11 protein-coding genes are annotated in these 13,916 nt (G+C 34.7%); 1 reads left to right on the forward strand and 10 read right to left on the reverse strand.

From position 1 onward, the window contains the following. Window position 1: 1 nt before the first annotated feature. The 10 genes from DYH56_RS01325 to DYH56_RS01370 form a co-directional block, all read right to left on the reverse strand. Window positions 2–970, reverse strand: a complete 969-nt coding sequence (locus DYH56_RS01325) for a LytR C-terminal domain-containing protein (RefSeq protein WP_114641044.1) — start codon at window positions 968–970, stop codon at window positions 2–4. Then, window positions 945–2,258 carry a tRNA (N(6)-L-threonylcarbamoyladenosine(37)-C(2))-methylthiotransferase MtaB gene (mtaB, locus tag DYH56_RS01330; RefSeq protein WP_114641045.1) on the reverse strand — a complete coding sequence of 438 codons (1,314 nt, stop codon included), beginning with the start codon at window positions 2,256–2,258 and terminating at the stop codon, window positions 945–947. The genes DYH56_RS01325 and mtaB overlap by 26 nt, the downstream gene beginning before the upstream one ends. Then, window positions 2,245–2,952: an RsmE family RNA methyltransferase gene (locus DYH56_RS01335; protein ID WP_114641046.1), complete on the reverse strand. Its 708-nt coding sequence runs from the start codon at window positions 2,950–2,952 to the stop codon at window positions 2,245–2,247. Before DYH56_RS01335 ends, mtaB begins: the two co-directional genes overlap by 14 nt. A gap of 3 nt (window positions 2,953–2,955) precedes the next feature. Further along, window positions 2,956–3,375, reverse strand: a complete 420-nt coding sequence (locus DYH56_RS01340; RefSeq protein ID WP_114641047.1) for an RrF2 family transcriptional regulator — start codon at window positions 3,373–3,375, stop codon at window positions 2,956–2,958. Further along, window positions 3,372–4,382 carry a Holliday junction branch migration DNA helicase RuvB gene (ruvB, locus tag DYH56_RS01345; RefSeq protein WP_114641048.1) on the reverse strand — a complete coding sequence of 337 codons (1,011 nt, stop codon included), beginning with the start codon at window positions 4,380–4,382 and terminating at the stop codon, window positions 3,372–3,374. The genes DYH56_RS01340 and ruvB overlap by 4 nt, the downstream gene beginning before the upstream one ends. Window positions 4,383–4,546: 164 nt before the next feature. Further along, the gene (locus DYH56_RS01350; RefSeq protein WP_114641049.1) at window positions 4,547–5,149 is read right to left on the reverse strand and encodes a DUF445 domain-containing protein; all 603 of its coding nucleotides are present in this window, start codon (window positions 5,147–5,149) and stop codon (window positions 4,547–4,549) included. A gap of 190 nt (window positions 5,150–5,339) precedes the next feature. Further along, window positions 5,340–5,540: a cold-shock protein gene (locus DYH56_RS01355; protein ID WP_028855210.1), complete on the reverse strand. Its 201-nt coding sequence runs from the start codon at window positions 5,538–5,540 to the stop codon at window positions 5,340–5,342. Window positions 5,541–5,668: 128 nt separating this feature from the next. Continuing rightward, entirely contained in the window at window positions 5,669–8,860 is a 3,192-nt protein-coding gene (locus DYH56_RS01360) for a UvrD-helicase domain-containing protein (RefSeq protein WP_114641050.1), read from the reverse strand. Then, complete coding sequence (locus DYH56_RS01365; RefSeq protein ID WP_114641051.1) at window positions 8,847–11,498, reverse strand: PD-(D/E)XK nuclease family protein; 2,652 nt, start codon at window positions 11,496–11,498, stop codon at window positions 8,847–8,849. The genes DYH56_RS01360 and DYH56_RS01365 overlap by 14 nt, the downstream gene beginning before the upstream one ends. Window positions 11,499–11,647: 149 nt before the next feature. Continuing rightward, window positions 11,648–13,075 (reverse strand): APC family permease, encoded by a 1,428-nt coding sequence (locus tag DYH56_RS01370; protein ID WP_114641052.1) that lies wholly within the window; start codon window positions 13,073–13,075, stop codon window positions 11,648–11,650. 471 nt (window positions 13,076–13,546) lie between these two features. Here DYH56_RS01370 and DYH56_RS01375 point away from each other — a divergent pair. Next, window positions 13,547–13,916: transposase zinc-binding domain-containing protein (locus DYH56_RS01375; RefSeq protein WP_199532947.1), on the forward strand; the 370-nt coding region annotated here is incomplete at its 3' end.

Consider the following 13,916-nt stretch of genomic DNA (forward strand, 5'->3'; position numbering starts at 1 on the left):
CCTATTCTTTTATATAGACATTTATTATGTTATTTTCTCCATTGTTACTTTCTACCATATTTTGTATCCCCAATTTTTTAGCTATCTTATAGGCTATATAGTAGTCTTCTGCTCTGTAGTCCACTACAGTCAGGTTCCCTTTTTCAGTCCCTGTAGAGATGTTTTTATATCCGTTTTTTACAAGGAGATTTTTAGCATTTACAGTTACTTTATCTGCACCATGAATATTAATTTTAGTTTGTATATTTTCCTCTTTTCCTAAAATTATCACAGCATTAGCCAGAGTCGGCAGATCCAATTCTGATTTTATTTTAATATATTTTTCATCTAAACTCATAACCAAAGCTTCTATTTGATTGGTTTGTAAGTCTTTATTGATTATATAACTGTACTCACTGTCTCTTTCATAGTTTGCAGCATTATATTTATACGAAAGAGCTTCCTCTATCTTCTTTCCTGTTCTACCTGCATAACCAGATTTCCCATTACCGTTCAACACATCCACTATTACATTTTCTGCGGTTTCACCGTTAGATTTATAATATTTTTTCATGAATAATGAGTTTAAGTTAGAAGTCAATACATATCTTTTATCCTCTATCATAACTTCCGGAACATTGTATTTATAAGCTACATTTAATCTAACTTCACCTTTTTTTACCACTTCAAAAGTATCAACTTTTTCCGGTAACAATTCATTTATCCCATCCATAATACCACGATAGTTTCCTACTTTATCCAAATCTGCTATGGTCTTGTCCCCGTCCAGCTGGATATCAAAGGGTATACTCAGTGATAATTTATCCTCGTATACAACAAACACATTTTCTTTTCCTATAACCATATATCTCGGAAGGTCTATTATCCTTTTGTTGTTACTACTAATATTCATATATAATAACCCTATTAGAGTTATCACAAGGAATATTATAATACTGAGTAATTTAGATTTTTTCTGTCTCTTTGCCATAAAGTTTCCCCTCTTCTAAATATATTTCTACCTCTACTATCTCACTTACTTTATATCCAGAATCTTCCATTTTTATCCTGTGATAGTTCTCTGTATATCCATAAGCATATCCATCTTTTATAGTTTCCACCAATACCTTAGTTTTCTTCCCGATATTTTTTTCTTTAGATAACTGTTCCATCTCTTTTCTTAAACCTTCCAGTTTTTTAGCCCTGTTTTTCTTGTGGCTGCCATCTACCTTCCCAGATAATTTACTGGCTGCAGTATTTTCTCTGTCAGAATACGGGAAGATATGCAGATTTGAAAATCCAATTTCCCCTATCAGGTTATAAGTATTTTTAAAATTATCATCTTTTTCCTGCGGAAATCCTACAATTACATCTGCGGTAAACTCCAGATCTTTTACTTTTTCCTTCAATCCTAATAATTTATCTTTTATGAGATCCGTTCCATATTTCCTCTTCATCAATCCCAGTACTTCATCGTCACAAGATTGCAGGGAAATGTGCAGGTGGGGCATCATTTTAGAGTTGTTTGCCATAATATCTATAAACCTGTCATTTATCTTATCCGGATAGATAGATCCCAGTCTTACCCTCTCTACACCATCTATTGCAGTAACTGCTTCCAATAGGTCTTCAAAGTTTTTCCCCTCTTCTAAATCTTCACCATAGACACCCATATTTATACCGATCAAGATAATCTCCTTATACCCTTCACCGGTCAATATTTTTATCTCGGTTAAGATACTATCCAATTTCCTGCTTCTGCTTCTGCCTCTGGCAAAGGGAATCTTACAATAAGAACAAAATTCATTACATCCATCTTGGATCTTTACGTAGGCTCTGCTCATCTCTCTCATAGTAGCAAATTCCAATTCACTATATTCATGATCGTCAAATATATTATGAGAAACTACTTTTTCTATCTCTTTTTTATCCTCTATGGATCTTACCAGCTTTAAAATATCACCTTTATTGGTATTTCCTACAACATAATCAACATAGTCTTTTTCCAGCAGACTCTCACCATCGGTCTGGGCATAACATCCTGTTATTATAACCACAGAATCTTTACTTAACTTTTTGGCACGACTCAATATATTCCTGGTTTTTTTATCAGCTATACTGGTTACAGTACAGGAATTTACTATATAATAATCTGATTTCTCTTCAAAATTTACCTCTTCATATCCTTCTTCTAAAAACTGTTTTTTTATACTCTCAGTCTCATATTGATTGACCTTACATCCCAGAGTATAAAAAGCTACTTTCTTACCAAATTTCATTTAAAATTACTCCTCCTGCTACTATAGCTGCTGTCTCTGCTCTCAGTATTCTTCTTCCCAGGGAGATTATTTTTACACCCTTCCCACGCAAAAACTCTACCTCTGAATCATCAAATCCGCCCTCCGGACCTATAAGGTACAAGATTTTTTTTAACTTATCCAACCCATTATAGTTGGTTATCTTATTCCCGTCGGCTCCCTCGTAGGGTAAAAATACCAGATCATATTCACCATAATTAATTTCCTTTAAATTAGTAGGTTCAGCTATCTCTACTTTCCTTACTCCCTGGCACTGTTTCAATGCTTCTGTAGATACTACAACCCATTTATCTTTTTTTTCCTTTACTTTTACAACTGTTCTTTTAGTTTTCATAGGAATAATTTTATTTATTCCTATCTCGGTCAATTTTTGTATAGACAGATCCATCTTATCATTTTTTAATAATCCTAAGGCTATATCCACCTTTACAGAAGTTGAATAATTATCCTCTAAAACTTCCCTTATCTCTCCTAAAATCTCTTTTTTATCCAGGGAAAGTATCTCACACCTATACTCTTTTTCACCATCAACAACCCTGATTTCATCTCCTACATTCATACGAAATGAATTTTTCAGGTGATTTATATCTTTTTTATCCTTTATTTCAACTATATTTCCCTTTATATTTTCTTTTTCGACAACTACACTTATCATGGACTATACCATGTCCTTGTTTTTCATTAGGTCTGCCAAAGTAGTTTTCCCCAAAATATCTTTTAGTGCATTATCTAATTGGGACCACAGGCAGCTGGTTCTACAATCTTCTTTGATACATTTTTTATTGACTCCCTCATTGCAGTCCACTACCTTTACCTCTTCATCTAAAATTTCATAGAGTTCAAGTACTGTAATATTCTCAGGATCTCTGGTAATCTTATACCCGCCATTAGGTCCCCTTTTCCCTTTGATTATATCTCTTTTCTTTAATTTGAATAAAATTTGCTCCAAATATTGAACCGATATATTTTGATCCTGGGATATCTCCTTTATCCTTACCAGTCTATTTTCATTTAAATTTCCTTCTGCTATATTTATAACGGCTCTTAGCCCATATCTTATCCTTGTGCTTATCTTCATAGGTTTTCCTCCGTTTTTTCTTTTTTATTAAAATGCTTATATGCTTTTGGGGTCACAACCCTTCCCCTGTGGGTTCTTTTTATAAATCCAATCTTTACCAGATAGGGTTCATAGATCTCCTCCAGAGTTCTTCTGTCCTCTCCCAACAGAAGAGCCAGTGTTTCTATTCCTACCGGTCCGCCACCATAGTTATCTATGATAGCCAGGATGATTTCACGATCTAATTCATCCAATCCATAGTCATCGACTCCAAGCAGACTCAAAGCTTCTTTGGCTATTTTTAAAGTTATTATCCCGTCTCCGCGAATCTCAGCATAGTCACGAACTCTTTTTAAAAATCTGTTGGCTATCCTGGGTGTACCACGACTTCTAAGAGCTATTTCCAAAGCTCCCTCAGATTCTATCCCGACTTCCAGGATATTAGCTCCCCTCATGATGATCTTCAAAAGATCCTCGGTAGAATAGTAATCCATCCTATGAACCAGACCAAACCTGTCCCTCAAAGGAGCACTGAGCAACCCTGCTCTGGTTGTGGCTCCTATCAGTGTGAAATTAGGCAGTTCTATCCTGATAGATCTTGCTGTAGGCCCCTTACCGATTATAATATCGATCTCACGGTCTTCCATAGCCGGGTAGAGGATCTCCTCCACCGATGTATTCAACCTATGAATTTCATCGATAAACAGGATGTCCTGTTCGTCTAAAGATGTCAAAATTGCTGCCAAGTCCCCTGCTTTATCCAGAACAGGTCCAGATGTTACCTTTAGATTAGTTCCCATCTCTGTAGCTATAACTCCTGCTAAAGTAGTTTTTCCTAATCCCGGCGGCCCATATAAAAGGGTGTGATCCATAGATTCATCCCGATTTTTAGAAGCAGTCATAAATATTTCTAATTTTTCCTTTAACCTGTCTTGACCTATATATTCATTCAAAGTTTTAGGTCTTAGATTTCTTTGTACTTCTATTTCACCGCCAAACTCAGCTGCCGATAACAGTCTTTCATCCATCTATAACTCCTTTAATCACTTACAATCCAAAACATTTTTTGTCACTAATTGCACATATCTAAACTAAAAAACAAAACCATAGGACACGGATGACACGAGCATCAGCGTTCTATTTTTTAAATTTATAAATCTTGGTATTTATTGGTGGCTAACGCTTTTTCTTTTTAGATATATAAGCTTATCGCAAATTGTATCCCGCCTATTACAGCTCCTAAGATTGCCCCTATGACCTCGATATGCTTCAATTCATTGTTTGCTATTCTATATACCATCTTTTCCAATTCATCCAATTCAAAGTTTTCAATTTTCTCAATAATTATATTCTTCATGTCTACACTGTCTTCCATTTTTTGTATCAGCACTGTAAAAAATTCATCTTTATTCTCATCGATGGCATCTTTTATATGACCTTTGATCTTCAGTATCATACTGTCTGTTATAAATAAGCTGGCCATTGGAATTTTTGCCAACACTTGTTTTTCTAATTTATCCTCTACAATTCTGTCTACGATTAAGTCGATCTCTTCTCCTAATTCTATATCCCCGATATTTGCAGTGATATCCTTCATAGATATCAATTCCTCCTGGATGGTATCAGCTATACTTTCCGCCATCTCCATCTTTCTTTTTGGAATAAGTCCCTGTACTCTAAATCCTAATATATTTATCTCTTTCAACGGTCTGAACAACATCTTAATTGCAAAATAATTTGTTATCCACCCGATTAATGCTCCAATCACTATCATCAAACTTGCTTTTAATAACATCTCTTCCTCCTAATTTTTAAACACTTCAAACAATATAACATTTTATCATATTCGGTGCTTTTTTTCAATTCCCTTATTAATTTAGTAAAGAAAATAAACGGAATAAAAAATTGTTCTTTCATTCTGCTCAAAAACTAAAAAAAGCAGTAGATAAATCTACTGCTTTTAAACATTTCAAATATATATATAATTATACAGTTTCGATGTTTGAAGCTTGAGGACCTTTAGCACCTTCAGTGATTTCGAAAGTTACTTCTTCCCCTTCTTTTAAAGTCTTGAATCCTTCTTTGTTGATTTGAGAGAAATGTGCAAAGTAGTCATTTCCATCTTCAGCAGAAATAAATCCAAATCCTTTATCATCGTTAAACCATTTAACTGTTCCTTTTAACATGTGTGTTACCTCCGTAAATTTTAATACAGCGAATCTTACTCAATTTCCAAATGAAATTTTGTTAACCCCTGTTACTATTTATATAGTATCTTAAAAGTTATATAAAGTCAATTTTTTTTATTTTTATTTTAACCTAATTTTAAAAATTTAGTTTTTATACTATATTCCTCTCCTACTTTTTCCCCGACAACCCTCTCATACCTCTCCAATTGTTCTCTGTCCATAGATACCCCGGATTTATAGTCGTAGATAATTATCTCTTTCTCTTTTTCATCCAAGTTGAGTCTGTCTATGATATGGGTTCTTCTTTTATTTATAGATTCCCCATCTTTTTCTATTTTTTCATAGGATACCAGTTCCAATTCCTTAAAGATGGTCCACCTTCTGTGGAAAACATCTGGGTTGTCAGATATAAACTCCTCCACCCTGCGAATTATCTCCTGAGTCCTCTCAATTCCCAGCATATTACTGTATTTATTTAATGTCAGCTGCTTGGCTGTTTTTTTCTCCTCAGCCCCGCCGTATTCTATATTTTCCAAGTAATAATGGATAGCCAGACCGGTTTTTCTCTTCAGTTCCTTTTCCACACTATGCTCTAGGAAAATTTCTTTATCTTTTTCTTCTTCTGTTTTCTCAGAAACTTTTAGAGCTACAGCATCTCTGTATAGACTGGGTTCTATACAGAAATTTTCATTCCTGCTGTCATCCTCTGACTTCTCCTCATAGGGTATAAATTTACCGATCATCTGGGTTCCGCCATCTAACAGATCTTCCCTGGTTACATTAAAGTATTTTTCAATGGGAGTTATCAGGAGATCGTTATTTAGTACAAATATCTCCTCTTTCTTTTTAGTGGTCTTTGTGGGTTCGATACATAAAAATAAATTTGCACGGGGTCTGGTCATCCCTACATAGAGGGTGTTTATCTCCTCATCCAAAAATATTTGTTCATTGTGCTCATATATCTCTGTTTTTTTTATAACACCGTTGTAGATAGAATTCGTAAACAAATAATCTTCTATATTTTCATAATTTTCATCCAATTTAGCCAACAGCTGAACTTTATGCTGCATCCCCTTATCTGAATATCCTGTTAATTTATAGCCGGATCCTTTATCCGCTAAAAACATATATTCTGTATGAAAGTCCAAGCCCTTAGAACCGTGAATCGTCATCAAAATCACAGAATTCAATTCAGATATCCCCACCTGTTTCAACCCATTGGAGTCGCTGTTCATCTTCAAAAAACTCATAAAATCAGACAGATATTTATATTCCTCCATAAGTTCCAGAAAAAAGTTAATATTTTTTATATCCCTTGTAGCACTGTATGTTTCTGCAAAATCATATTCCTCAACTATGCCTCTTCCCATTTTTTCATAGGACAGTCCTTTGATTTTTTTTATCCTATCCAGTTCTACCCTGAGGTTTTCTTTTATATTTAATTCTTCTATGGCAGGATCTATACCTCCCCCTCTATTTATTAAAGAAAGGGGAACCGAAGAGGAGAGTTCTAAGTATCCCAGTATATCTTCCCTGTTGCTCAGCAGGTATTTAAGGTCTTCCTCTCCAATTTTGATAGTTTTCCTGAAAAACTCTATCAGTGACATAAAATCATTGTGGATAAAGAAATTAAATAATCGCAGAATCTCCTCTATACAGGGATGCTGTACGATGGAAAGGCTGTTTTCCATTATATACGGCACTCCCAATTCTTTCAGTTTGTCTCCTATCTTACTGAGGTCCTTCTTTTTCCTCCCGACTATCCCTATTCCCCTATAATCGGGATTTCCACCGGCACCCCTGTCTGCAAACCTGTCCCTGATATCTATTGCAATTTCAGAATGAATCTCAGAGTCAACCATAACTGCTACAAACCCCTTATCATCTTTCTTACAGCACTTAACTTCCTTATATTCCCACCTGTCATCTTCTTTTTTTGTGTGATGATTTTTAGAAATATGATCAAAAAACAGGTTAACAAAATCTATTATCTTCTTTTCACTCCTATAATTTGTGGGCAGAGATTCTACACCAGCATCTAGGATTCTGTCAAAACTGAGGAATAACCCCTTGTCTCCTCCACGCCATGAATAAATACTTTGTTTTTCATCCCCTACAATGATTATATTATCACACCCCTTAGCGATGGGCTCAATTATCCTCCACTGGGATACACTGGTATCCTGTGCTTCATCTAAAAACAAAGTTGATATTTTACCGCCAATTATTTCATAAAAATTATCTGTGACTATACCATCACTCACAAGATCCAAGTCTTCCTCTATCATATATTCGCTGGTATAATTGGTTATATCGGAAAAAGTAAATTTTTTCTCCCTGAATTTTATATCATCATAGATAGACCTGGTAATTTTTTCTATCTCCAATATATCCTGTTCATAGGGAACTACCTCTTCAATAAAAATTATTCTTTCCAGTAACCTGTGGATCTCATCCTGGACTTCCAAAACCTGAGCTTTTATATGTTCCCTGGCTTTTCCTCCCATCTGGGTTCCGTTAATAATTTTATTTTCCAAAAAATCTTTTCTTTTCTCCAGTATAAAGGTAATTAATTTTTCCTTATTATCCAAAATTCCATGAAATTCTTCCTCTATGATCTTTCCCGCCTTAGCCAAAACTTTTTCACGGATCTTCCCGTGATCTGTTACCAGTTCACCGGCCAATTCAAAGGTTCTCACTATATTTCTATATAATTCATCTTTTACGCTTTCCGCATCATCACTTATTTCCTTTTTTTCTATCAGAGCAAATTTCCATCTCTCCTCGGATATTTTTTTTATGAGATCGATATATTTCTCCACCTCTCTATCTGCTGTTTTTTCCAGGAATTCTTTAATCTTATGAAACTCTTCTCCCTTTATAATTCTGCTGAATACCTCCCCGTAGATCTCCTCAGCCTCCACAGTATTACTCATAGAATAGGTATAGATATTCAGAGACGGTCCTATGGCTTTTTTAAAGATCTGGGCAATGAATGAATCTATTGTATAGATCCTTATCTTGTCTTTATTCAGCAGAAGTTCATTTTTGACTTTTTTTATCCTGTCTGTATCTATCTCAATCTGCGGGTACAGAGATATGATATTTTCTTCCAGTTCTTTATTTCCGTGACTTAAATCATCTAAAAACTCAAAAATTCTGACCTTTAATTCTGCTGTTGCTGCACGGGTAAAGGTCATAAACAATATCTCACTGTAGTCCTCTCCCAGCAATATCCTGGATATATATTCTATAGCAAGCCTGTAAGTTTTTCCGGTTCCTGCACTGGCTTTTACCACTTTTCTATTTGATTTCATCTACTTCACCAACCTTACAGATATCCAGATATTCACATCTGTCACACTTACTTGTTTTATTCCTCTCAAAAATCCCTGAATTCAAAAATTCTTTCAGTTCTATCTCCAAAACACCCAGGTTTTTTTCCTTCCCATCAGGATCTACCTTGTTTCTGCCGGTTTCATCTTTTACTAATTTTATTTTTTTACTTTTTTCCAGATTTCCCTTATCCACATTAAATATATATTTTTCCGTGAGGTCTGCTTCTCCCGCATGTAAGATACTGTAAAAATCCAGCTGCCTTTCATTCAGGTTTCCGGTTTTAAAGTCGATAATATAATCCCTTTTTTCCGTTTTAATTATGAGATCCGCTTTAGCTCTCCCTATAATACCTATAGTTTTATTCTTTATATCACTCTTTAAAAGTTCCTCTATTAGAAGTCCCTTTACCTGCTCACCACACAACTCCTTTGAGATCTTCCTAAAGAACTCTCCTACACTGTCAGCCAGGTTCTTATAGATAATCTCCCTATAATACCTTTCATTTAATCTGGGCAGTTTCAGCCTTCTCCTGCCTACCAATTCCTCCAAAACACCCATAACTATCCCTACTTCTATCCTTCCGCTTTCCAGCAGGGAATAATCCTTGGTCAGCTCTATTTTCTTCAGTACTGCCTCAAAGAGTTCATGGGCAAGATTCCCATATTCCCGACGGGTGAGATTCCTCTCCACCTCAAGTTCCTCCCTGTTTAACTTCACCAAATATCTGAGATACATCTTATATTTACAGTTAAATAATTCATCGCACATATATGCTGTTATCCCAAAAGGGGCTTTTAATTCTTCCACCTGAAATTTCATCTTACTGGGTTTTTCTCCCCCAGACAACTTCCCGCCATCTTCAGAGCCGGGTCTTATCAGTTCTAAATAATTTTCTGTTGTCTGTTTCAAATGTTTAGAATTCACTTTAAATTCTTCCATGAGCTCCTCCACAAATGGAGAAAGGGAACTGTCTGAACCCATATTTTTTACAGCCAGTATAGTAGAGTTCTCACTGGTCATTACAGCTCTGAATAAATTATATTTCTCCTCCAGCCTAATCTCATCTACTCCTTTTATCCCTAAGTTCTTTTTCTGCTGTTCTGTAAATAAAAATGTATTCTGCTTATTTTTCGGTATAAAACTATCTGAAATATTCATCAGTAAAATATTTTTATTTTTCATAGTTTTTATCTCTTCGAGACCTTGTTTCCTTGATGCTGTATCAAGACTTCCCCCTATTTCCTTAAACTCTAAATATTTTAATATCAATTTCAATAATCCCTCTGCTGTTTTCCCGTGTCCAAAAAAGTTTTTCCAGCCGTCCACTACATCCAGGTCTTCTATAACCTCTATCTCACTGAGAGCCTCGAAATACTTACCGATATTTTCACTTCCATCTAATAATTTTTCCAATTCCTCACCAGAGAAAGTGAGTTCTCCGGTCCATTTTTTTAAGTCCTCATAGGATCTCATCTGTTCTATATCTTCAAATATCCTGTGGATAAAGTTTTCTTCCCCCAGTTTTTCTGCTATGACATATTTCGTCAGATATTTATAACCTTCATTTACCAAGGCTTTGAATTTATCCAAATCCTCAGGTGCAATCTTATAGTATTTAGAAATTTCATCTCCTTTGATTATATCTACCACAGTGTGAAGTTCCAGGGCCAGTTCCCCGTCGATCTCCTCCAGGGTAGACAGCAGTTTATGGAGCCCCTCCAGGAGAGAAAAAATAGGCAGATCTGATATACACCTGGTTTCATTAAAAAAACTGTTATATTTATAGTTTTCATTATTTGCATCAAAAATTTTGATATCTGTATCTTTAATTTTTTTTTGTATATCCAGAACTTTTAAAAGTTCTGTAAATTCATCATCTGCAGTATAAACCTCTATTTTTTTAGTGGTCACAGGTATATTTTTGCCTACCCTTACACCCTTTACTGCCAGAGTTTCTTCGCAAAAATCATCCTTATCCATCTGTAATTTCAGAGTCAGGGTAAACCCCTCTGCTTCTAATTTTTCAACTATCCACTTTTCCAATGGGGTAAAATGGATCTTATTGTATATAACTATATCCCTGTATCCACCCAGACTTTTAGAACTGTAGTTTTCATCCTTTATTATAAAAGTAGGATCGGTATAGTGTTTATCCGATAGAAATTTCATATAATTTTTTTCGATATCCAAAAATATATCGTATATTTTTCTCTGCCACTTTCTCAGATCTCTGACCTCTGTCAGCCTGTATTCCTTTAACAGTTTGAAAAAATTTAAAAAATTAGCAGCAATATCGATCACATCGTAATAACTCTCTACTCCTAATTCCTTTCTATTTTTAGAACTCAACGACCTGTAAAAAGCTATCACTTGTTTTTCTTCCCGTAATACCATCTCATCACTTAAAAATAAGTTGGTTTTAAACTCTCCCAACCCCATAAATTTTGGCTGTTTTAAAAATATATTGGGAACTTCTATGGATTCCTTACGATCTAAATCCTGCATATATATTTCTTTGCCCAGACTTTTATCTGCCGATTTAGGAAATATATGGATCTTTCCAGGTTCTATATCCTTTATTATCTCCTCGGTGTAGGAGTAGTATTTTATATTCATCTTTTCATTCTCCTTTTGAGATTTTATTTTTTGTCATGAATTACACATTAAAATTATACACCAATCCGAACTAATCAGAAAGAAAAAAACTTAGACACAAATTAATATGAAAAGTAAAAAAAAGAACCCATTAGGATTCTTTTTTTTATCTATAAAACGGCATTAACTTCTATTCCTATTATATTTCCCTCAGAATCTCTGTTTAGGATTAATTCATCCAATTCTTCCTTGGTATAGTGCACGACCTTAAGGTCATAAAATTTATAAAATGACAATCCTATTATGCCCCACACAACTAAAACTATTATAGATGGGAGACTCAGGGAACTGTCTGATCCCGGTACCAATAACAGGATTAAAAATATTATTCCTGATATAGATCCGAAAATACCTGGTATGAATACCTTACCGTATTCTTCCTTATATAGTTTATAAGAAGAAAGACTTGTGTATAGATATCCTATGGATGCTCCTACACTGGAAGTCCCGACTATCCACAGCAATACATTCCTACCGAACCAAGGAGCTATCAGAGATATACCCAGGGTAAACAAAATAGCATTTTTAGGAGTGTGATATTTTTTATCCAATACCCCGAAGAATTCAGGTAAAATTTTTCCCCTGGACATGGCAAACAATAATCTGCTGGCTGCCATATAAAATCCATTGATCCCTGCTACGATAGCTGAGGTAAGTGCTATTATTAAAAGTATTATTCCTATCTTTCCAAAATAATATTCTGTGGTATGTCCTGTTGCCCAAGATATTTGACCATTCATTATCTCCTCTCTGGTTACACCAAAAGAAGTAAAAAGAATGATTAAGATGTAAACTAAGCCCCCCACTAAGATAGAAATTATAGCCAATCGAGATGCCTCTTTAGCCTCAAAGTCTAACTCTTCTGCTACCTGTGGAATACAATCAAATCCTACAAACAACATTGGAGCTATGGATAATATCTTTAATATTTTAGGGAAACTTATCGTTTCTGAACCTAAAAATGACATGGTATTTGGATTAATTATTCCTACTTTAGCTATAACTAAACTTAAAAATAAAAATACTATTCCTACCAATAAAAGTACCATTATCTTCTGCAGTTGAGAAGCCAGCTTTATCCCTTTAATATTTAAATAACCAAATAAACAAAGAGCAGATACAGCTACCGCTACTTCTCCTAAATATATATCAGATCCCGCTATACTGTAAAGATGACCCACTTCCAAGATACCAGGCATGGTAAACTTGGCCACCAGAGCTAAGGCTGTGGCATTTAACGGGACAATACTTATATATGCCAGGGCCAAAAACCATCCGCATGCCAGGGCATGCTTCCATCCAAAAGCGTCGTAGGTGAAGGCATATTCTCCCCCTGCTACTGGAAACTTTTTAAGTAAATATCCGTAATTTTTTTCTATCCCTACCATTATCAATGCTCCTGCAACTATTGCAATAGTTGAGTTAAAAATTCCTGCCTTTAAGAATAAATCTCCCGGAAGAACGAAAGCTCCCCATCCAATGATAGCACCTATGGCTAACGATAATATATCCAATTTGTTAATTTCTTTTTTTAACATACTTCACTCCTTAAAATAAATAAAAAAACACTCTAATTCCACCACCATAAAGGTAGTAGAGTTAGAGTGTTTAAGTTTCGTCATATAGACTCACAATATGCCACATAAGTAGCATAACTCATTGCCTCAAAGAGACCCTAAGTAAACCCCAGTTCTACAAATATTTTTCAATTTAAACTTTCCTTTTATTCAATTGGTTCGTATCCACACTATATAAAACATTGCAAACCTCGCCAATCAAGTAATCATTCAATCTACTTCACATTGTATTCTTTTTCACTTTTCGATACATTTTAACACATTTTACGCATAAAATCAAAATTATCTCCGAAAACGACTAAATAAATGTTATTACTGTGTGTTTTTCCCTATAAATTCATACCAAATGAAAACTCCTAGGTAATAAAAAAAAGCTAACGCTTCTTCAACCCCCAGCCCCCATCTTGGGGGTTTTTTGGTATAATAACTATTATGACTACTATTACACTTAAAGATATTCTTACCAACGACAACCTAAAAGCTTTTTTTAAGCATCATTTTAAATTCTTTTTGAATTTCCCCAAGAGTTTTATTCACTTTATCAAATCTACTCTCGTTGCTGCACAAAATTGTAGAGAGTTTGCTTTTGCTAAATCTGTATTTTCTTGCCCTACTTGCCCTCACTATACTTTTAGACCCGTTACTTGTAAGTCAAAATTTTGTTCTTCTTGCGGGAAAATTTATGCAGAAAAATGGGCTCATAAACTATCCTCTCAATTAATTGATAAAAAACACAAGCATATGATCTTTACTCTTCCTAAAGAAATTTGGAACTACCCAATTATTAAAAGAGATTTATTAG

Origin of the sequence: Psychrilyobacter piezotolerans, assembly GCF_003391055.1 — a bacterium.
GTDB classification, from domain to species: Bacteria; Fusobacteriota; Fusobacteriia; order Fusobacteriales; family Fusobacteriaceae; genus Psychrilyobacter; species Psychrilyobacter piezotolerans.